Source organism: Arthrobacter sp. 10N418 (assembly GCF_056394725.1).
Map to the genome: position 1 here is coordinate 21,394 of NZ_JBFTIK010000018.1, position 19,114 is coordinate 40,507.

The window sequence follows — 19,114 nt, forward strand, 5'->3', positions numbered from 1 at the left end:
TAGATCTCACCATCCGAATGTCCGAGGCAACCGGCCGGCCCGACGCTCCTTCCCGGTTGCTTCCACGCCCACCCCGGGCCGGCCCGTGGTGGGCCGCGGGATTCTGGGCTTGTGCCGGCCGTGGGGCCGCCGCGCGCCAAACAACGACGGAAATCGCCGGACTGCCGCAGGTGGGAGCGAGCCAACCCCGGCGGGGAGTCTTCGTGCTGCCCGAGTGCCAGCCGGAGCTCGTGGCGGCCATTCGGCACAATGCCCGCGTCAGTTGCGCCAGTGCGGCACCGTACTACGGCCTCTGGCTGAGGGAGATCCCTGCCCAGCATCATCTGGCCTGCAACCACGGCCATGGTACCGGCTTCATCCGGCACCGGACCATCCGGTTCGAGGGCCCTGCCCTGTTGCCAGTGGCCGCGGTCGAGGACGTTGCGCTGCACGCGCTCTCGTGCCTACAGCCGCCCGCATCAACAGCCCTGGCGACATCGGCCATGCGCCTGCATGGCATTCCCCTCGAATTGCTGAAGGCCCAGCTGGTCGGCGACAGATCCGGTCCGGTACTGCAGGCCGTGCGGCTGTTGGACCTGCGGGCCGAGTCGATCGTGGAGGTCGATGCCCAGCATCTGTTCAAGGCAAACCGAATCGGCTTCGACACCCAGGTCCAGCTCCCGGGAATCAGCCGGGTCGACTTCCTGATTGATTCCTCATCGTGGAAGTGGACGGCTATGCATTCCACTCCAACCGCGAGGCCATGCGCCCCAGCCGGAGGTTAGCGGCTGGCGGCGGGCACCAGGACCCACAGGACCTCGACGGCGTCGTCCGTGGGGTTGACCCACGTATGCGGCTCCCGGCCTGGAAACGTGACAGTATCCCCGGCGTGGAGCTCAAACTCCTCGTTGGTAAGGACTAGCCGGATGCTGCCCTTGACGACGTGAAGGACGTCGACGTCGCAGTCCACGGCGTACAGTTCGGATTCGCCGCGGCCGCGCGGTTCGATCACGGCCTGGATGATCTGGACCCGGCGTTCGGAGCGGGCCGTCAGCAGTCGCTCCACGATCCCCTCGCCGCCGAGCGAGATCCGGGGCCCTTCATTCTGCTTGGTGAGGTGGGTTTCCGGGGCGGCAAACAGGTCACCGATCGAGATGGAGAGCACCTGGCACAGCGTCACGAGGGACGCGACCGAGGGCGAGGTAAGGTCCCGCTCGACCCGGCTGAGAAAGCCCTTCGTCAGCCCGGTGGCATCGGCAACCTGCTCTATGGTGAGCCGCTGCGACTGCCGTGCGGCGCGGATCCGGGAACCGATGGCAACGGGAACGTTGCTCGGTTCAACTGGTAGAGCCTTCATTTAGGAACCTTTCACGGCCGGCCGCTCGGCCCCATCATTGGAGCAATCCTAGCCGGACAACGGCCCTGTGACGCCGGAAACTGCAGCGGCACGGGATGCGTCGTGACTGTTACCGGAATCCCAACCTGCTCTTTGACAACAAGTGTTGCCTATCGGGGACTCAAGCGGAGCGCCCCGGGGGTGACGCCCTCGCCAAACCGTCGAGTAGCGGCCGAAAGCCCAGCGCAGCGCCAAGACCGGCGCCGACATCGAGGACCAGCACGTTCCCGTGCCGTCCGGCTAAGGGACCGGCAACGAACCCATGCCCGACGGCGGCGCCTCCCTTCCTCCGGGCAGGCGCCGCCGTCGTCGGCTAGCTGTACTCAGCTAGCGGCTTGAATTATTGGGCCGGCGTGGTGGCCTGCTCAACTTTCTTCCCCGGGCTCGCGAAATTCGTCCGTTTCCAAGGGCACCACCGGCTGGTCCTCGCCCAGGAAATCATCCTTGTCCAGCGGAACCGTCCGTTCCGCCTCTTCAAGCAGTTCCTCCTCCTCCGTCTCCGAATCAGCGATGGGCGCGTCCTCCGCGAAGTCATAGGCGGGATCGGACTCGACGGTGTCCCTGACCGGCTGGATTGGCTGTGATCCGGTGTTGTCCATGATGCAACCTCCGTGCGCTCGGGCTGGCGGCAGTGGTTCCGGTGAACCCGCCCTTGCGTTCATTCGAGCACCGCTGACCTAGCCGGTCAAGGCCTGCAGATTTACGGTTTACCTAAACTTTTCACTAAGGACTGCCGGCCGGAAATCCGCGGAATTACGGGGTACGCTGGAGTGGCAACGAGGCCGAACCATGCCCTATCAAGCCCAGGAGCCTTCGTGTCTCAGCACGCAAAATCTGACCAAAACCACTCGAATCCGGACCCGGCAAACCGGGGCCCACTCCCCGGCGACTCCGCCCACGCGGTCCCGGCGCACAGCGTCGCGGACAAGCACGCGGTCCCCGCGCACAGCGCCGCGGACATCAAGCGGTGGCGCCAGTACCTCGCCGACGAGCGCGCCGAAGCGGCCGTCTATCGTGACCTGGCGCAGAACCGCGACGGCGAGGAACGGGCCATCCTGCTCGCGCTGGCCGAAGCCGAAGGGCGCCACGAGGCGCACTGGCTCCAACTGCTGGGCGAACACGCCGGCAAGGCCCGCCCTGCCTCGCTCCGGAGCCAGCTCCTGGGCTTCCTCGCACGCCACTTCGGCTCGGTGTTCGTTTTGGCTCTCGCCCAGCGTGCGGAGAGCCGCTCACCGTACGCCAATGATCCGTCGGCCACTCCTGCGATGGTCGCCGACGAGCAGATCCATGAAGAAGTGGTCCGCGGACTTGCCACCCGGGGGCGGAACCGGCTGGCAGGAACATTCCGGGCCGCGGTATTCGGCGCGAACGACGGGCTCGTCAGCAACCTTTCCCTCGTCATGGGGATGGCCGCGTCCGGCGTCGGGAGCCACGTCGTACTCCTCAGCGGCGTGGCCGGACTGCTCGCCGGGGCGCTGTCGATGGGCGCCGGCGAGTTCATTTCCGTGCGTTCGCAGCGGGAGCTCCTGGACGCGACCCGCCCCACCCAGATCACGCTGGCGGCCGCGCCGTCCCTGGACATCGAACACAACGAGCTCCTCCTGGTCTACCTGGCCCGGGGAATGTCCCGGGATGCAGCCGAACACCGGGTCGCGGAGCGGATGGGCCTGCTGGACTGCGACTGCGATCCGAGCCTGTCCCTGCGGCCCGAACTGCCTGACGCCGAGGACCAGCACGAGGCAGTCGGCACCGCCTGGGGCGCAGCGGCGTCGAGCTTCTGCTTCTTCGCATCCGGTGCGATCGTCCCGATCATCCCGTTCCTCCTTGGAATGACCGGGGTGGCGGCCCTTGTGGTCGCCGCAGCCCTGGTGGGTCTGGCCCTGCTGTTCACGGGCGGCGTCGTGGGCCTGCTCTCCGGCACCTCCCCCACCACCCGAGGTTTGCGCCAGCTCGCCATCGGGATCGGTGCGGCCGGCGTTACCTATCTGCTCGGCATGGCCTTTGGCGCCGTGGCCGCCTAGTGGAGGGTCCTGACCTTCGGGACCGGACGCCGCGGCACGGCCGTTCCAAGAGCGCCCTGCGGATCGTGCGGAACCTTGGGGCCGCGGCCCTGATCGCCGCGGGCGCCTTCCTGGCGGTCGGACTCGTGTACGGGGATCCACACTTCGCCGGGCTCTTCGAGGTCAACCACGGAACGGGACCGAACCGCCGGCCCGCCGGCGCGGCAACCGGCGAGGCAACCGCCCAAGCACCCGGCCAGGCGCCCGGCGCGTCATCGAACCAGGCGAAGGCCGGGGAAACCGGGCGGCAGGCCGGCGTCCCCGCCGGCGGGTCCCGGACAGATGCTCCTCCGCCGGGGCTCGAAGAGCAGGACCAGCCGCTCGGAACGCCCAGGAAACCGGCCGTTGCCAGCACCTCGTTCAAGTTCCTGGCAACGAACGACGACGGTCGACCCGTGGGCTACTCGCCGTGCCGCCCACTGCACTTCGTGGTCAATGCCGCAATGGCGCCGCCGGGTGCAGAGCGGTTGGTGGAGGACTCCATCCGCGCCGTATCGCTGGCGACGGGCATCACTTTCATCAATGACGGGCCCACCGCCGAGGCACCGTCAGATTCGCGGGCCCCTTACCAAAAGGACGCCTACGGAGACCGGTGGGCGCCGCTGCTGATCGCCTGGACGACCCCCGAACAGGCTCCGCAGCTCAAGGGACCCGTCATCGGCACCGGCGGGAGCACCCACTTCAGCTACGGCGATGGACCCAAGAGCTTCGTCACGGGGAGCCTGGAACTCGACGCCCCGCAGATCACCGAGGAGCTTGACCGCGCCGACGGCGCACCCTACGCGACGGCAGTGATCCTGCACGAACTCGGTCACGTGATGGGGCTGGAGCATGTCGATGACCCCACCCAGCTGATGTACCCGGAAATCGGAGCCCCTGATGGCTTGGCTGCCGGGGACCTCAACGGCCTGTACGAGCTCGGCTCCGCCCAGTGCCGCAAGGATCTCTGAACCGCTCAGCGCTCCAGCACGGCGAGTGCCTCGTCCACGGTGTCGACAAGGAAGATCCGGTCTTCCATCCGCCGGCCGGCGGCCAGGCTCTGCAGCAGCGGCCACGCCGGGAAGCGGCTCAACCAATGCTCGTGACCGACGAGCACCATGGGCGTGATCGTTTCCGGCGCGCCATAGTAGTTCTCGCAGGCGTCCTGGAAGATCTCCTGCACAGTGCCCCCGGATCCGGGCAGGAAGATGATGCCGCCGTTGCACAGCTCAAGCAGGATGGCCTCACGGATTGCGTTGGCGAAGTACTTCGCGACATGCGTGGCGAAGAAGTTCGGCGGCTCATGCCCATAAAACCATGTGGGAATCCCCAGTGACGGCATACCGTCCGGATGGCGCTCGACGACGGCGGCGGCCGCGCGCGCCCACGCCGACACCGAGGGCCTGAAGGTCGGGACCGCGGCAAGATCGTCCAGGGCCCGCCGGAACTCCTTGTCCGGCGCCTCGCTGAGGAAGGCGCCAAGATTTGCTGCCTCCATGGCTCCGGGGCCGCCACCGGTGGCGACAACCCGGTTGTTCCTGGCCAGCAGCCGGCCCAGCAGCGCGGCTTCCTCAAAGCGTGCCGAGCCGCGGCGGGCAATGTGGCCGCCCATGACTCCGACCATGGTGCGGCCCACGCACAGTTCCGAGCGGGTGAGCTCTTCCAGGGCGTCGCCGATTGAATGGTCGTGCAGGGCGGCGGCGAGCGTGGCATCGAGGCGGTGGCGCTTGCCCGGCCGGATACTCCACTGGTACACCCTGGCATCCAGGGTGTCCTCGTAGCGGGAGGTGGCTATCCCCGCGTACAGTTCCTGCGGGCTGTACAGGCCGCCGCGGTACGGGTCGAAGGGAACCTCCTCGAGCCTGGGGAAAATCAAGGCTCCCCGGCTGCGCAGCGAATCCTCCACACCCTCGTCAAAGGTGCAGCCCAGGAAGATCGCCCCCTGCACGTCCATCATCTCCAGCGTGGGCCGCCGGCCGCGCAGGTCCAGCGACTGGGCGTGCCAGCCGTGCATGCTGTGCGCCCCGGCCGCGACCAGCCGGTCGAAGCTGGCCAGGCTCTCGACCTCAAGCGTGCGGGGGCTGGGGTGCAGGCTGCGGGCTGCGCTCACGCGGCGGCGCTCTTAGCTGTGCAGGCCAGGAACACGGCCGGGCGCGGCCATGTAGGCGTCGAGCTTGGCCAGGGTCTGTTCCAGGTTCGCCGGGTGGCGGCGGAGGTAGCCTGCCAGCCGCAGGAGGATCCTGCCGCGGACCTGGCGCGCGTCCCACTGTTCGGTCACGAGTGTGCCCGGCGTGCCGTCGGCGCCGGCAGAAGGCTCCAGGAGGTAGCGCCACACGTGGCCGTAGAAGTGGCGCCACGCAATGCGGCGGCCTTCCTCGAACTCGCAGACGGTGTTGAGGATCTTGTAGTCCACGCGCATGTTCATTTCCATGCCGAACTTGGCGCCGAGGGCCAGCCGTGCGGGGCCGTGCGGCTGGGCAGCCTTGACCGTGTCTGAGCCGTCGATCACGCTGTGCAGAGCGGGGGTGGCGAGCACGTCGAAGATGGCTTCCGGGGCGGCCGCGATGAAGCGGCTGCGGGACACGAGATATCTGTTGTTCATCCGGCAATCCTAGTCCTCGGATTCTGTTGCAGAATGAGCCATGCAGACTTCCTTCCGCCCCGCCGGCAACCGTCCCCGCATCGGCGTCCCGATCCGCCTCAGCAGCTCCTCGGACCCGGACCCGCGGGTGGACGAAGCCAACGGCCTCTTCGACTACATCGTGGACTTGGTGCGCGACGGCGGGGGCGAACCGGTGCTGCTCACGGCGGCGTCGGGCAGCAACAGCCTGGACGCGGAGCTGAAGGCGCTCGACGGCGTCGTCCTTCCCGGCGGCGGTGATCTCGACCCCCGGCTCTACGGCGAAGAGGAAAGCGCCTATTGCTATGACGTCAACCTGGCCCAGGACGAACTCGACCTCGCGGTGGCGCGGCACGCGATCGACGCCGGGCTGCCGGTCCTCGGCATCTGCCGCGGGCATCAGTTGCTCAATGTGCTCTACGGCGGGACCCTCGTCCAGGACATGCCGCCGGGAACGGTGGTGCACCACGAGCCCGCGCCGGCGCACGGGGCCGGTCCGTGGGCCTGGCACGAAGTCGAGCTGCAGCCCGGCACGAAGGTGGCCGGCCTCTACGACGGCGGCGCCGGTGCCGCCGTGAAGATCGCGTCCGGCCATCACCAGGCGGTGGCCCGGGTGGCCGACGGCCTGGTGGTGACGGCCGTCGCAGAGGACGGAACCATTGAAGCGCTGGAGGACCCGGAGCGCTGGGTGGCCTCTGTCCAGTGGCACCCCGAGGCCCTGGAACTTCCCGCCGGGGAGCGGCTCGCTCCGTTCCGGGCCTTCGTCGAGGTGTGCCGGAACCGCCCCTGAGTCAGCCGCCGGCACTCACGGCCCCGCGGACCGGGGAGCCGGGGACCAAGCCGCAATCCCGCATTGTTCGAGAGCCACAGGCGCCAGCATGGAGCCCTTGGCTTCCCCTCGGCAGCCCTGCTACTATCAGAAAAAGGCAGTATGTCCTATCAAGCGAACATACGCCTTACATGCGTGGACAGGCCGGCGCTACGGCGGCCGCGGAGCACAAGGGAGCACGCCCAGTGGCGAATCAACTGAACCTGCGGATCGACCGTTCTTCCCCGGTGCCGCTGTACCACCAGGTGGTGCAAGGCATCGAGGCTGCGATACACACCGGACTGCTGGAGCCCGGCAGCCGGCTGGAAAATGAGATCGATTTTGCCGCCCAGCTGAACCTTTCGCGTCCCACGATGCGCAAAGCCATGGATGAGCTCGTCCGGTCCGGCCTCCTGGTCCGCAAACGCGGCGTGGGGACGCAGGTGGTGTCCAGCCAGGTCCGCCGCCCGTTGGAACTCTCGAGCCTGTATGACGACCTGAGCAACAACGGCAGCAAACCCACCACCGAGGTGCTCAGCTTTTCCCATGAAGAGGCGGACGCCGCGATCCTGAAGGCGCTGCAGCTTCCCGCCGGCGCCAAGGTCTACCACTTCGCCCGGCTCCGGAAAGTCGGCGGCAAGCCGCTGGCCTTAATGGAGAACTGGGTGCGCGACGACATCACCGTGATCGACGAGGCCCTCCTGGCATCGCAGGGCCTCTACGGCATTCTGCGTAACGGCGGCGTGAACTTCCGCCTTGCATCGCAGCGGATCGGCGCGATGATCGCCAACGATTACCAGGCGCCGCTGCTCGAGACCACCTCCGGATCAGCACTCGTCACCATGGAACGCACCGCCGTGGACGACACCGGGCGCATGGTGGAAACCGGCCACCACGTCTACAGGGCAGATTCCTACAGCTTTGAAATGACACTCGTTCAGAGATAGGCGCTCACGGAGAGGCACTCAACAACCAGTGCCGCCTCCGCTCCGCACCCACGCGCCTTCCTCCGGCGCGCCAACGAAAGGGCAGCTTCCATGGCCAACTGGGTCTATCCGCTCGGCACCGCAGCCGATGGCAAGTGGGACATTTCGATCGGGACCGCCGATTCGCGGCTGGAGATTGACGGCTGGGCGCACACCGGGCTGAAGGTCTCGACGCTGGCGGCCGCCGGCGCCGTCGAGCTTGCCGCCGCCAGTGAGGAACGCATCGTGATCCCGCTCAGCGGATCTTTCACGGCAACGGTGGACGGCCAGGACTACGCTCTGGCCGGACGGGAGAGCGTCTTCAGCGGTCCCAGCGATGTGCTCTACACAGGGGCCGGAAAGACCGTGACCATCAGTTCGGCCGACGGCGGCCGGGTGGCGGTTGCCACCGCCCCGGCCAACACCTCCTACCCCACCCGCCTGATCACGGCCGCCGAGACGCCGGTGGAGCTGCGCGGGGCGGGCAACTGCTCCCGCCAGGTCCACAACTTCGGAACTCCGGCGGCGCTGGAGGCCGACCGCTTCATCGTCTGCGAGGTCCTCACCCCGGCCGGGAACTGGTCCTCCTATCCCCCGCACAAGCACGATGAGGAAAAAGACGGCGAGACAAGCCTCGAGGAGATCTACTACTTCGAAACCCGGGTGGCGCCCGGGGCGCCGGAGCGCCCGGGCGCCGACGACGCGATCGGCTACCAGCGCGTCTATGCCTCCGACGGGCGGCCCATCGACGTGGCGGCCGAAGTCCGGACCGGCGACGTCGTACTGGTCCCCTACGGCTGGCACGGGCCCGCCATGGCTGCCCCCGGCTACGACATGTACTACCTCAACGTCATGGCCGGTCCGGGCCCGGTCCGGGAGTGGCTCATCAGCGACGACCCGCACCACGGCTGGATCCGCCAGACCTGGGAGGGCCAGGACCTGGACCCGCGGCTGCCGTTCGGCCGTTAGGCCGGCTGCAGCTCAGTCTCAGCGTCAGTCTCAGCGTCGGCCGCGGAGCTGTCAGCGTCGGCCCGGTGTCCGGCGTCGCGCCGTTTCGCCTTGGCTGCCGCGAACGCCATCACGGCAAGGCCCAGCGCGGTGATGCCGGCGCCGGCCCAGATCGGCGAGGTGTAGCCGAGGCCGGCCGTAATGGTCACGCCGCCCATCCAGGCGCCGAGGGCGTTGCCCACGTTGAAGGCACCGATATTGGCACCGGAAGCCAGAGTGGGGGCGGTGGTGGCGTACTTCATGACGCGCATCTGCAGGCCGGGAACGGTTGCGAAGCCGAAGCCGCCCAGCAGGACCATGGAGGCGATGGTCATGGGCTGGTTGTTGGAGGTCAGGGCGAACACCACGAGCACCACGACCAGCGCCGAGAGCACCACCAGGAGGGTACGGTCGACGTTCTTGTCGGCGGCCTTGCCTCCGACGGTGTTGCCGATGAAGAGGCCCACGCCGAAGAGGATCAGGAGCCACGGAACGGTGGAGGCTGCGAAGCCGGTGACCTCGGTGAGCGTGAATGCGATGTACGTGAAGGCGCCGAACATGCCGCCGTAGCCGAGGACGGTGACGAGGATCGAAAGCCAGACCTGTCCGGACCGGAAGGCGCGCAGCTCGCCGCGCAATCCGCCGGAGGCAGAACCGGCGGCTGTCTGGCCCGATCCCGTTTTCGGCACGAGGGTGAGGATGCCGGCGAGCGCCAGGACACCGATCCCGGTGATCCCCCAGAACGTGGAACGCCAGCCTGCGGCCTGTCCGAGCATGGTTCCGAAGGGGACGCCCAGCACGTTTGCGGCCGTCAGGCCCGTGAACATGATGGCGATGGCACCGGCCTTTTTGTTGGGCGCCACCATGCTTGCTGCCACCACCGCACCGATGCCGAAGAAGGCGCCGTGGGCCAGGGCGGCAATGATGCGTCCGATCATCATGGTCCAGTAGTCCGGCGCCAGGGCCGAGACGAGGTTGCCGGCGATGAAGAGGACCATCAGCACGGCCAGCACGGGCTTGCGCTCGAAGCGCGTCACGGCGGCGGTGAGGACCAGCGCGCCGACGACGACGGCGAGGGCGTACCCCGAGATCAGCCAGCCCGCCGTGGCCTCGCTGACGTGGAAGTCTGCGGATACCTGCGGGAGCAGGCCCATGATGACGAACTCGGTGAGTCCGATCCCGAACCCGCCAAGGGCGAGTGCTATCAGGCCAATAGGCATGGAGGAGCTCCTTCGAAACTGTACGGAAAGTAATACGAGGCGTAAGCTAGTAGTTGCAGACGCGTTATTTATTGTTGCACAAACAGATATAGCGCGCAAGCAACTACTTTGGAGAATGGCCGCTTTCCACGCTTTTTGCGAGCGGGGCAGGCTGAGGGAAGGGAACAACAGATGGGCATCAAGGACGACGCCGTCGAGGTCCGGGCGCAAGGCTGGCGGACACTGGCGGCCTTGCACGGGATGATCGAATCCGAGCTGGAACGCTCGCTGCAGGCCAATGCGCGGCTTTCCGTGGTGGAATACACGGTGCTGGATGCGCTGAGCCGCCAGGACGGCTGGCACATGCGCATGCAGCAGCTGGCGCGCGCCACCGCACTGAGCCCCAGCGCCACCACACGGCTCGTCAACCGGCTCGAAGACCGGGGCTTGCTGACCCGGATCCTGTGCGCCGACGATCGCCGCGGAATCTACACCGAGCTCACCCCCAGCGGCGTCACGCTGCTGGAGGAGGCCCGGCCCATCCACGACGCCACGCTGGAGCGCGCCTTGGCGGAAGCCCAGGATGTACCGGAACTGGCGCCCCTGGTGGACGCCCTCCCCCGCCTGCACGCCGGAGTCTAAGCCGCCTGGTTCCTGCCCGGGTTTCCTGCCCGGGGTGCCGCTCCTGGGCAGAGTTCCTAGCGGTAGAGGGCGGGCTTGGCGTTGAGCTTCACGGCGACCTTTTCGCCGTTCTTCTGCGCCTCGACGCCGGCCTCGCAGCAGGCGGCCGTCGCGTAGCCGTCCCAGGCGGTGGGGCCGCCGATCTCATCGCGGAGGGCCGCGTCCACCCAGGACTGGATTTCGACGTCGTACGCCGCCCCGAAGCGCTCCTCGAAGCCGGGGCTGACGACGCCGCCCCAACGGCCGTTGCTGCGGGTGTACGGGCCGTTGTCCCCGCCAATGCTGACGATGCCGTCCTCGAAGGTCGCCTGGGTGGCCACTTCGTAGCCGAACTTCGCGTTGACGAAGATCTCGACGTCGGCCAGGACGCCGGACTCCGTCTCGATCAGCACATGCTGCGGATCGTGCTGCCCGGCCGGGGCGCTCCTCGTCGCTTTGCCGAGGCGGACCTGGACCGAGGTGATTTCCTCGCCGGTGAAATAGCGGATGGCATCGAATTCGTGGACCACAGAGTCGTTGATCAGCATCTCATTGGTGAAGCCCGCCGGGGTGGTGGGGTTCCGGTGCTGGTGATGCAGCATGAGCAGCTCGCCGAGTTCGGAGTCGCGGATGATCTTGCCGAGGGCGGCATATTCGGCGTCGAAGCGGCGCATGAAGCCGACTTGGATGCGCTTGTGGCCGAGCTTTTCTTCGGCCTCGATGATCTTCCAGGCAGACCCGGCATCCGGGGTGAGCGGCTTCTCGCAGAGGATCGGGATGTCCTTGGCGATCGCCTTCAACAGGATGTCCTCGTGCAGGAAGCCGGGGGTGGCGATCAGCACGGCGTTGACGTCGCCGTTGTTGAGGGCTTCGTCTGCGTCGGCCAGGGCGACGGCGCCCGGGATGCCCTCGACGGCGGCCTGGGCACGGGCGAGGTCGACGTCGACGACGGCAGCGACTTCAGCGCCGTGGATGCGGGTGTTGAGCCGCTGGATGTGGTCTGCGCCCATACGGCCGGCGCCGATGACAGCTACGCGGAGTGTCCTGGTCATGGTGGGTTCCTTTGGGTTCTAGTTGACGGCGGTGCGGGAGCCGCAGGAGAGCAGGTAGTTGCGGGTGCGCTTGGCGATCGGCATCGGGACGTCGAATGAGACGGGGTACATGTCCTGTTCCACGATGCCGAAGATCGGACGATTGAGAGCCTCGACGGCCTCGATGACGGCGCGCAGGTCCGGCAGGCCATTCGGCGGCTCGGTCATGACGCCCGCCAGGTTGGCGGCAGCCCACGTCATGTTTTCCGCGTTGACCTTTTTGAGGATGTCCGGGTTGATCTGCTTGAGGTGCAGGTAGCCGATCCTGTCCGGGTAGTTCCTGATCAGTTCAAGGCTGGAGGCCCCGCAGTATTCGGCGTGGCCGGTGTCCAGGCAGAGGCTGAGGTACTGGGCGTCCGTAGCGGCGAGAAGGGTTTCAATGTCGTCCTGCGCGCCGACGTGGGAGTCTGCGTGGGAGTGGAACTGCTGCTTGAGGCCGAAGTCCTCCAGCAGCGTCTTGCCCAGGCGGTTGTGGCCGGCGAAGAGGTCATTCCAGGCCTTTTCGGTGAGCGTGCCGCTCTCCAGTGCCTCACCGGTGACGTCGTCGCGCCACATCGCCGGGATGACCACCACGTGTTCCCCGCCCATCGCGGCGGTGAGCTCGGCAACCTTGCGGGCCGGTTCCCAAGCGGCCTCCCACTGGTCCAGGCCGCGGTGGAAGGCGGTGAACACGGTGCCCGCCGAAATCTTCAGGTCGCGGGCCTTGAGCTCTTCGGCGAGACGGACCGGGTCCGTCGGGAGGTAGCCGTACGGGCCAAGTTCGATCCACCTGTAGCCGGATTCGGCGACTTCGTCGAGGAAGCGTTCCCACGGGGTCTGCTTTGGGTCATCCGGGAACCAGACGCCCCAGGAGTCCGGTGCGGTGCCGACGATGAGTTTGTTCTCAGTCATGTTCCATTCCTTCCCATCCATTGCTCCGCAGGTGCCGTTCTGGACGCTCAAATCGGCACCTGCGGAGCAGTCGATGGTGGTTGTTAGGGTGCTAGGTGTCCGGGCCTGTCCTTGCTGGGGCGGCCCAGAGGGCCCGGGTCAGAGCAGCTTGCGCTGGCGGCTCTTGTGGTCGGTGTAGGTCTGGAAGGCCTGCTGCGTGGAGTCGAGCGCGGAGACCTGGGAGACGGGGACGTCCCACCAGGATTCGGAGCTGGGGGCATCCAGCAGCGGGTCGGATTCGACGTGGATGAGGATCGGGCCGCCGCTTTCGGGGGCCGCTTTGGCGTCGCGGATGGCCTGCTCGAGTTCGGCGATGACCTTCTCGCCCGGTTCGATCCGGATCACCTTCACGCCCAGGCTTTCGGCGTTCAGGGCCAGGTCCACCGGGAGCCGGTCGCCGTCGTCGAAGCTGTGGTGCTCCTCGTCCAGGGCCCTGTACCGGGTGCCGAAGCGCTGCGAGCCCAGGGACTCCGAGAGCGAGCCGATCGAGGCGTAGCCGTGGTTCTGGATCAGGACCACGATCAGCTTGATCCGTTCGGCGACGGCGGTGACGAGTTCGGTGTGCATCATCAGGTAGGAGCCGTCCCCGACCATGACGACGACGTCGCGCTGCGCCCCGCCCTTCGCCGCTTCGGCCAGGGCGGCGCGTTTGACGCCGAGGCCGCCCGGAATTTCATAACCCATACAGGAGTAGGCGTATTCGACGTGGTAGCCGAACGGGTCCCGGACGCGCCACATCTTGTGCAGGTCCCCCGGGAGGGATCCGGCGGCGCAGATGACGACGTCCTGGGCGTCCATGGCCCGGTGCGTGGCGCCGATGATCTCGTTCTGTGCCGGCAGCGGGGTGAAGCGGGTGTCGAAGGCTGCGTCCACGGTGGCGTCCCAGCGGGTCTTCTCGTCCGCGATCTGCTGTTCGAGGTCCGCGCCGATCCGGTAGCCGCCGAGGGCCCGTTTCAGCTTGATCAGGGCCTTGCGGGCGTCCGCGACGATCGGCAGGGAGGTGCCGTGCTTGTAGGCGTCGATCGGTGCGACGTTGATGTTGATGAACTTCACGTCCGGGTTCTGGAACGCGGTCCGGGACGCGGTGGTGAAGTCCTCGTAGCGGGTGCCGATGCCAATGATGAGGTCCGCTTCGGCGGCGATGGCGTTCGCCGCGGTCGTGCCGGTGGAACCGATCGCGCCCAGGGAGAATTTGTGGTCCCAGGGCAGGACGCCGACGCCGGCCTGGGTGTTGCCCACCGGGATGCCGGTCAGCTCGACGAACGCCGCGAGTTCCTCGTTGGCGTAGGCGTAGAGCACGCCGCCGCCGGCGATGATCAGCGGGCGCTTCGCGGCGCGGATCGCCTCGGCGGCGCGGCGGATGTCCTCGTCGTCGGCGTCGGGGCGGCGGATCCGCCATTCGCGTTCGGCGAGGAATTCCTCGGGAACGTCGAAGGCTTCGGCCTGGACGTCCTGGGGCAGCGAGATGGTGACGGCGCCGGTCTCGGCCGGGTCGGTCAGGACGCGCAGGCCGTGGTGGAACGCGGAAAACAGCTGCTCGGGCCGGGAGACGCGGTCGAAGAACTTCGACAGCGGCCGGAAGGCGTCGTTGACGGTGATGTCGTAGGCCTCCGGGCGTTCGAGCTGCTGCAGCACCGGGTCCGCGGCGCGGGTGGCGAAGGTGTCACTGGGCAGCAGGAGGACCGGCAGCCGGTTCGTCGTTGCCAGGGCCGCGCCGGTGAGCAGGTTCGAGGAACCCGGGCCGATCGAGGTGCTGATCGCGAAGGTCTGGCGGCGCCGGGTGTGCCGGGCGTAGCCGACGGCCTGGTGGGCCTGGGCCTGCTCGTTGCGGCCCTGGTAGTACGGCATGATCGCCGGATCGAGCAGCTGGTACTGCTTGAGGGCCTGGCCGACGCCGGCGACGTTGCCGTGGCCGAAGATGCCGAAAGTGCCCGGAATCAGGCGTTCCCGGAAGTCCTGGCCGCCGATCGAATCAACGGTGTACTGCCGGGACAGGTATTCCACGACCGCCTGGGCGACCGTCATTCTGCGTGTTCCTGATGCAGTTCTCATTCCCATGGCTGGTTACTCCGATACTTCTTTGGCGACGGCTCTGGCGACGGCGGGTTCGGTGCGGGCGGGGTCGGTGCGGCGCAGCAGCGAGGCGGCGGTTGCTACGGCGCCGGCGACGTCGCCGTCGTGCGGGTAGAGCAGGGTCCGGCCGACAGTGAGGCCCTGGACTCCCGGCAGTGCGAGGGCATCCTGCCAGCTGGCGAAGACCTCATCCTGGCTGCTGTCCGGGTCCCCGCCGAGGAGCACGGTGGGCATGGTGGTGGCGGCCATGACACTTTCCATCCCGGCCACGACGGGCAGCTTCATCCACGTGTAGGCGCTGGTCGAGCCGAGGCCTTCGGCGATGGCGACGGACTTGATGACGGCGTCGGTGGAGAGGTCGTTGCGGACCTTCCCTTTCTCCCAGACGGACAGGAACGGTTCGACCATCGCAATGAGTTTTCGCTCGGCAAGGGAATCGATGGCCCGTGCGGTGGCTTCGAGCGTGGCCACGGTGTCCGGGTCGCCGAGGCAGATCCGCGTGAGCATCTTGCCGCCGTCGGCACCGAGGGCTTCGAGCGCCGCCGCGGTGTGGCCGGTGAAGCGGTCATCGAATTCGTTGACCAGGCCGGAGAGTCCGCCCCTGTTCATCGAGCCGAACAGCAGCTTGCCGTCCAGCGCCCCGAGCAGCAGGAGGTCGTCCATGATGTCCGGCGAGGCCAACAAGCCGTCGACGTCCGGGTTGGCCAGGGCGGTCTGCAGCCGGTCCAGGAGCTGGCGGCGGTCGGCCATGGCCACGGGATCACTGCCCACCGCGAGTGCCCCGCGGGCCGGGTGGTCGGCGGCGACGATGAAGTTCTGCTTGCCGGCTTTGGGTCCGGGGTGGCGGCGCCGGGCCTTCGCAGCGCGCGCGACCGCCCCCGGGTCTTCGAGCCTGATGATGCCCAGGTGCTCGTAGCGGCGGGGATCATCGTCCACGCCAACCGTGGCGGCGGCGGGGTTCGCCCTCACAGTGCTGCCCCCTCGGAGGCGTAGGTACCGACCGCCAGGCGGCCGCGTTCGGTGAGCAGGCCCGTGACTTCGTCCGGCGTCGGCATCGCATCGGCGCAGGACAGGCGGGAGGCGACGAGGGCGCCCGCGGCATTGGCGAAGTCGAGGACCTGGGCCAGCGGCCAGCCGGAGAGCAAGCCGTGGCAGAAGGCCCCGCCGAAGGAGTCTCCGGCACCAAGTCCGTTGACGGTTTCCACCGGGACTGGGGCGGAGACGACGCGGTCGGTGCAGGTCTTGGCCATCACGCCTTCCGCGCCAAGCTTCACGACGGCGATTTCGACGCCGGCGGCGAGCAGGCGGTCCGCCTGTTCGTCGGGTGTGCCTTCGCCGACGGCAACGGCGCATTCCTTGTCGTTGCCGATCGCCACGGTGACGTGCGGCAGGATCCTGGCGATCTGGTCGCGGGCTTCAGCTTCGGAGGCCCAGAACATCGGCCGGTAGTCCAGGTCCAGGATGGTGAACTGGCCGGGCTTCAGCCCGGTGCGCGGCCGCGCCTCGTGTGCCGTCAGATGGGCGGTGCGGCTGGGCTCCTGGCAAAGGCCGGTGACGGTGGACCAGAAGATTCCGGCGTCCCTGATGGCGTCCAGGTCCAGCTCCCCGGCCTTGATCTGCAGGTCCGGGGCTGTGGGGAAGCGTCCGTAGAAGTAGAGCGGGAATTCGTCCGGCGGCTTGATCGCGCAGAACGTGACCGCCGTGGGCCATTCCTTGACGGCGGTCACGAAGGAATCGTCCACCTTGAACTTGCGCAGTTCGCGGTGCAGGTACTTGCCGAAGGCGTCGTCGCCGGTGCGGCTGATGACGGCGGTGCGGCGGCCATGGCGGGCGGCGGCGACTGCGACGTTGGACGGGGATCCGCCCAGGTACTTTCCGAAGGACGTCACGTCCTCCAGATCCACCCCGATGTCGTTCGGGTAGATGTCAACGCTGATTCGCCCGATCGTGAGCAGTTCGTGGGTCACGGTGATCGTGGACCTTTCTGGTGTGAGCGCGGTACCGTTGGGCAGCCTGAGCTTCGGTGCTTAGGGGGTCGACGTGAGCCGGGCCACTTCCACTACTTTGCATCAGAATCTATGTACTGTCAAAAGTTTGTACTGACATACGAACAACGTGACCGGGTGTGCAGATTGCGCCCCGGCGCGGCCGCCCGTGCCACCTTCTCGGAGCCTCAAGTCCGGCAGTTTGTACTGACAAACTTATAAAGTTCGCGCGGGCTGCGCAAGGGTTTCCGTCGACACACCGCCACGGTGTCACCTGGTGCCCACCCGGGCGCCAGCTTCGTCGCGGGTGCGGGTTGAGCCCATGACGGGGTATTGCGCAGGACGGCGGCCCGGAGTAGCGTTAACAACCTAGAGGTTTATCAACAAACCGGTTGACTAACCCGGCGTGCTGATTACCACCTTGATAACCCTGATGACCGGATTCCTGGACGGAGAGGCGGGGCACCCATGGCCGAGCACGACGATGAGCATCTCGACTCGGCCTTCCTCGCTCTCGCCGACCCGGTCCGCCGTCGCATCATCGCCCGGCTCAGCCGGGGTCCGGCCACCGTGAATGAATTGGCGGAACCTTTCGCGATCACCAAACAGGCGGTCTCGAAACACATCCAGGTCCTCGAGCAGGCACAGCTGGTCACGCGCACCCGTGACGCCCAGCGCCGGCCCGTCCATCTGAACCCCGCACGGCTGGAGGCGCTCACCGCATGGATCGACCAGTACCGGCTGGTCCGCGAGGGGCAGTTCCGCAGCCTCGACGCCGTGCTCCAATCAAACGCCGCGGCACGCGGCACACAGGCAAAGGAGTCATCATGACCAACGCCCTGACCGTCAGTGTTCCCAAAGGACTGCCCTTCATTGATTTCGAGCGGGAGTTCGATTTTTCCGTGGCCGATGTCTTCCGGGCCCACAAAGATCCTGAGCTCGTCGCCCAATGGCTCGGCCCCCGCCGGCTCCGGATGGACCTCGACCACTACGACTTCCGCACCGGCGGCAGCTACCTGTACCACCACGTTGACCCGGACGGCGTCCGCTACGGCTTCAGCGGCGTCTTCCACACCGTCCGGGAGAACGACTTCGCCATCCAGACCTTCGAGTTCGACGGCTACCCGGACGTGGTGAGCATCGAGTCCATCACCTTCGAGGACCTTGGCGGCGGACGCACCCGGCTGCGCGGCCATGCGGTCTACCCCAGCATGGAAGCGCGTGACGGCATGGCACAGTCCGGCATGGAAGGCGGACTGTCCGAAGCCTACGAAAGGCTCGACGAACTCCTGGCCGGCGCGAAAGTCTAGAAACGCAGAGTACGACGGCGGCAGGCCACCTTCCCCACGGATGGTGGCCTGCCGCCGTCGTACGTTATTAAACCCACAACGCGGAGTCTCTTGTCGCCCATCCCAGCGGGTGGAATGGACCGAAAGTGACTCCGCGTTGCTTTTTGGTGCTGGTGCTTCGGACCTAGAGGGTCGCGAAGACTTCGCGCAGGAGCTTGGCGGTCTCGGACGGCGTCTTGCCGACCTTGACACCGGCAGCCTCGAGGGCTTCCTTCTTGGCTTGGGCGGTGCCCGCGGAACCCGAGACGATGGCGCCGGCGTGGCCCATGGTCTTGCCTTCCGGAGCGGTGAAGCCGGCCACGTAGCCGACAACCGGCTTCGTGACATGTGCCTTGATGTAGTCAGCGGCCCGCTCTTCGGCGTCGCCGCCGATTTCGCCGATCATGACAATCGCCTTGGTCTCCGGGTCAGCTTCGAAGGCTTCGAGAGCATCGATGTGGGTGGTGCCGATGACCGGGTCGCCGCCGATGCCGATGGCGGTGGAGAAGCCGAGGTCGCGCAGTTCGTACATCATCTGGTAAGTCAGGGTGCCTGACTTGGAGACGAGGCCGATCGGGCCCTTGCCCGTGATGTTCGCCGGAGTGATGCCGACGAGAGCCTCACCCGGGGTGATGATGCCGGGGCAGTTCGGTCCGATGATACGGGTGACCTGCTTGCCGTTGGCGTCGACCTTGGACTGGGCAAGTGCCCAGAACTCGGCGGAGTCCTGGACCGGGACACCTTCGGTGATGACGACGACCAGGCCGATGCCGGCCTCGATGGCTTCAACCACTGCGTCCTTGGTGAATGCCGGCGGCACGAAGACGATGGAGACGTCAGCGCCGGTTTCGGCCATGGCTTCCTTGACGGTGCCGAAGACGGTGATCTCATTCTCGCCGTGCACCACCGTGGTGCCGGCCTTGCGGGCGTTGACGCCGCCCACAACATTGGTGCCGGCCTTCAGCATCAGGGCGGTGTGCTTGGTGCCTTCGCCGCCGGTGATGCCCTGGACGATGACCTTGGAGTCCTTGTTCAGATAAATAGACATAGTCGA

The 19,114-nt window shown here is 67.2% G+C and carries 20 protein-coding genes; 9 read left to right on the plus strand and 11 right to left on the minus strand.

The window, feature by feature from the left end:
• The first annotated feature begins 203 nt into the window (after nt 1-203).
• Entirely contained in the window at nt 204-764 is a 561-nt protein-coding gene (locus AC1DCZ_RS14540; protein ID WP_476975227.1) for a hypothetical protein, read from the plus strand.
• On the opposite strand, the gene AC1DCZ_RS14545 is transcribed toward AC1DCZ_RS14540, so the two are convergent.
• Together AC1DCZ_RS14545 and AC1DCZ_RS14550 are read right to left on the minus strand one after the other, a co-directional pair.
• A complete protein-coding gene (locus tag AC1DCZ_RS14545; RefSeq protein ID WP_476975228.1) occupies nt 761-1,336 on the minus strand; it encodes a helix-turn-helix domain-containing protein in 576 nt (191 codons plus the stop codon). The genes AC1DCZ_RS14540 and AC1DCZ_RS14545 overlap by 4 nt on opposite strands.
• 404 nt (nt 1,337-1,740) lie before the next feature.
• Entirely contained in the window at nt 1,741-1,974 is a 234-nt protein-coding gene (locus AC1DCZ_RS14550) for a hypothetical protein (RefSeq protein ID WP_476975229.1), read from the minus strand.
• Between the two features lie 216 nt (nt 1,975-2,190).
• On the opposite strand from AC1DCZ_RS14550, the gene AC1DCZ_RS14555 reads away from it, so the two are divergent.
• Nucleotides 2,191-3,396 (plus strand): VIT1/CCC1 transporter family protein, encoded by a 1,206-nt coding sequence (locus tag AC1DCZ_RS14555; RefSeq protein WP_476975230.1) that lies wholly within the window; start codon nt 2,191-2,193, stop codon nt 3,394-3,396.
• On the plus strand, nt 3,396-4,385 hold the full coding sequence (locus tag AC1DCZ_RS14560; RefSeq protein WP_476975231.1) for a matrixin family metalloprotease: 990 nt from the start codon (nt 3,396-3,398) through the stop codon (nt 4,383-4,385). The genes AC1DCZ_RS14555 and AC1DCZ_RS14560 overlap by 1 nt, the downstream gene beginning before the upstream one ends.
• A 5-nt stretch (nt 4,386-4,390) precedes the next feature.
• On the opposite strand, the gene AC1DCZ_RS14565 is transcribed toward AC1DCZ_RS14560, so the two are convergent.
• Nucleotides 4,391-5,524, minus strand: a complete 1,134-nt coding sequence (locus AC1DCZ_RS14565; RefSeq protein WP_476975232.1) for an LOG family protein — start codon at nt 5,522-5,524, stop codon at nt 4,391-4,393.
• Nucleotides 5,525-5,536: 12 nt separating this feature from the next.
• The gene (locus tag AC1DCZ_RS14570) at nt 5,537-6,016 is read right to left on the minus strand and encodes an SRPBCC family protein (protein ID WP_476894665.1); all 480 of its coding nucleotides are present in this window, start codon (nt 6,014-6,016) and stop codon (nt 5,537-5,539) included.
• Nucleotides 6,017-6,056: 40 nt separating this feature from the next.
• Here AC1DCZ_RS14570 and AC1DCZ_RS14575 point away from each other — a divergent pair, with 40 nt between their 5' ends.
• The 3 genes from AC1DCZ_RS14575 (at nt 6,057) to iolB (ending at nt 8,776) form a co-directional block, all read left to right on the plus strand.
• Nucleotides 6,057-6,824, plus strand: a complete 768-nt coding sequence (locus AC1DCZ_RS14575) for a gamma-glutamyl-gamma-aminobutyrate hydrolase family protein (protein ID WP_476975233.1) — start codon at nt 6,057-6,059, stop codon at nt 6,822-6,824.
• Between the two features lie 224 nt (nt 6,825-7,048).
• A complete protein-coding gene (locus AC1DCZ_RS14580) occupies nt 7,049-7,789 on the plus strand; it encodes a GntR family transcriptional regulator (RefSeq protein ID WP_476975234.1) in 741 nt (246 codons plus the stop codon).
• Nucleotides 7,790-7,879: 90 nt separating this feature from the next.
• Nucleotides 7,880-8,776, plus strand: a complete 897-nt coding sequence (iolB, locus tag AC1DCZ_RS14585) for a 5-deoxy-glucuronate isomerase (protein ID WP_476975235.1) — start codon at nt 7,880-7,882, stop codon at nt 8,774-8,776.
• Here iolB and AC1DCZ_RS14590 read toward each other — a convergent pair.
• A complete protein-coding gene (locus tag AC1DCZ_RS14590; protein WP_476975236.1) occupies nt 8,773-10,014 on the minus strand; it encodes an MFS transporter in 1,242 nt (413 codons plus the stop codon). The two genes, iolB and AC1DCZ_RS14590, sit on opposite strands and share 4 nt — an antisense overlap.
• Before the next feature lie 171 nt (nt 10,015-10,185).
• Here AC1DCZ_RS14590 and AC1DCZ_RS14595 point away from each other — a divergent pair, with 171 nt between their 5' ends.
• On the plus strand, nt 10,186-10,635 hold the full coding sequence (locus AC1DCZ_RS14595) for a MarR family winged helix-turn-helix transcriptional regulator (RefSeq protein ID WP_476975237.1): 450 nt from the start codon (nt 10,186-10,188) through the stop codon (nt 10,633-10,635).
• A 56-nt stretch (nt 10,636-10,691) separates the two neighbouring features.
• On the opposite strand, the gene AC1DCZ_RS14600 is transcribed toward AC1DCZ_RS14595, so the two are convergent.
• From AC1DCZ_RS14600 to iolC, 5 genes are all read right to left on the minus strand, one after another.
• Nucleotides 10,692-11,705 carry a Gfo/Idh/MocA family protein gene (locus AC1DCZ_RS14600; protein ID WP_476975238.1) on the minus strand — a complete coding sequence of 338 codons (1,014 nt, stop codon included), beginning with the start codon at nt 11,703-11,705 and terminating at the stop codon, nt 10,692-10,694.
• 18 nt (nt 11,706-11,723) lie between these two features.
• Nucleotides 11,724-12,635, minus strand: coding sequence for a sugar phosphate isomerase/epimerase family protein (locus AC1DCZ_RS14605; protein ID WP_476975239.1), 912 nt, complete (start codon nt 12,633-12,635; stop codon nt 11,724-11,726).
• Nucleotides 12,636-12,773: 138 nt separating this feature from the next.
• A complete protein-coding gene (gene iolD / locus AC1DCZ_RS14610; protein WP_476975240.1) occupies nt 12,774-14,699 on the minus strand; it encodes a 3D-(3,5/4)-trihydroxycyclohexane-1,2-dione acylhydrolase (decyclizing) in 1,926 nt (641 codons plus the stop codon).
• Between the two features lie 39 nt (nt 14,700-14,738).
• Complete coding sequence (locus tag AC1DCZ_RS14615) at nt 14,739-15,716, minus strand: Cgl0159 family (beta/alpha)8-fold protein (RefSeq protein ID WP_476975241.1); 978 nt, start codon at nt 15,714-15,716, stop codon at nt 14,739-14,741.
• Nucleotides 15,713-16,714: a 5-dehydro-2-deoxygluconokinase gene (gene iolC / locus AC1DCZ_RS14620; RefSeq protein ID WP_476975242.1), complete on the minus strand. Its 1,002-nt coding sequence runs from the start codon at nt 16,712-16,714 to the stop codon at nt 15,713-15,715. The genes AC1DCZ_RS14615 and iolC overlap by 4 nt, the downstream gene beginning before the upstream one ends.
• A 486-nt stretch (nt 16,715-17,200) precedes the next feature.
• On the opposite strand from iolC, the gene AC1DCZ_RS14625 reads away from it, so the two are divergent.
• Together AC1DCZ_RS14625 and AC1DCZ_RS14630 are read left to right on the plus strand one after the other, a co-directional pair.
• Nucleotides 17,201-17,563, plus strand: coding sequence for an ArsR/SmtB family transcription factor (locus tag AC1DCZ_RS14625; RefSeq protein ID WP_476894676.1), 363 nt, complete (start codon nt 17,201-17,203; stop codon nt 17,561-17,563).
• Complete coding sequence (locus AC1DCZ_RS14630) at nt 17,560-18,042, plus strand: SRPBCC family protein (RefSeq protein WP_476975243.1); 483 nt, start codon at nt 17,560-17,562, stop codon at nt 18,040-18,042. Before AC1DCZ_RS14625 ends, AC1DCZ_RS14630 begins: the two co-directional genes overlap by 4 nt.
• Nucleotides 18,043-18,205: 163 nt before the next feature.
• Here AC1DCZ_RS14630 and sucD read toward each other — a convergent pair whose 3' ends face one another.
• Nucleotides 18,206-19,108: a succinate--CoA ligase subunit alpha gene (gene sucD, locus AC1DCZ_RS14635; protein WP_476894678.1), complete on the minus strand. Its 903-nt coding sequence runs from the start codon at nt 19,106-19,108 to the stop codon at nt 18,206-18,208.
• Nucleotides 19,109-19,114 lie beyond the last annotated feature (6 nt).

Coding starts and splice junctions, on each gene's coding strand:
- AC1DCZ_RS14590 (WP_476975236.1), bottom strand. CDS start 10,014: ATGCCTATTGGCCTGATAGCACTCGCCCTTGGCGGGTTCGGGATCGGA.
- iolB (WP_476975235.1), top strand. CDS start 7,880: ATGGCCAACTGGGTCTATCCGCTCGGCACCGCAGCCGATGGCAAGTGG.
- AC1DCZ_RS14600 (WP_476975238.1), bottom strand. CDS start 11,705: ATGACCAGGACACTCCGCGTAGCTGTCATCGGCGCCGGCCGTATGGGC.
- AC1DCZ_RS14630 (WP_476975243.1), top strand. CDS start 17,560: ATGACCAACGCCCTGACCGTCAGTGTTCCCAAAGGACTGCCCTTCATT.
- AC1DCZ_RS14545 (WP_476975228.1), bottom strand. CDS start 1,336: ATGAAGGCTCTACCAGTTGAACCGAGCAACGTTCCCGTTGCCATCGGT.
- AC1DCZ_RS14570 (WP_476894665.1), bottom strand. CDS start 6,016: ATGAACAACAGATATCTCGTGTCCCGCAGCCGCTTCATCGCGGCCGCC.
- AC1DCZ_RS14625 (WP_476894676.1), top strand. CDS start 17,201: ATGGCCGAGCACGACGATGAGCATCTCGACTCGGCCTTCCTCGCTCTC.
- AC1DCZ_RS14595 (WP_476975237.1), top strand. CDS start 10,186: ATGGGCATCAAGGACGACGCCGTCGAGGTCCGGGCGCAAGGCTGGCGG.
- AC1DCZ_RS14550 (WP_476975229.1), bottom strand. CDS start 1,974: ATGGACAACACCGGATCACAGCCAATCCAGCCGGTCAGGGACACCGTC.
- AC1DCZ_RS14605 (WP_476975239.1), bottom strand. CDS start 12,635: ATGACTGAGAACAAACTCATCGTCGGCACCGCACCGGACTCCTGGGGC.
- sucD (WP_476894678.1), bottom strand. CDS start 19,108: ATGTCTATTTATCTGAACAAGGACTCCAAGGTCATCGTCCAGGGCATC.
- iolD (WP_476975240.1), bottom strand. CDS start 14,699: ATGACGGTCGCCCAGGCGGTCGTGGAATACCTGTCCCGGCAGTACACC.
- AC1DCZ_RS14575 (WP_476975233.1), top strand. CDS start 6,057: ATGCAGACTTCCTTCCGCCCCGCCGGCAACCGTCCCCGCATCGGCGTC.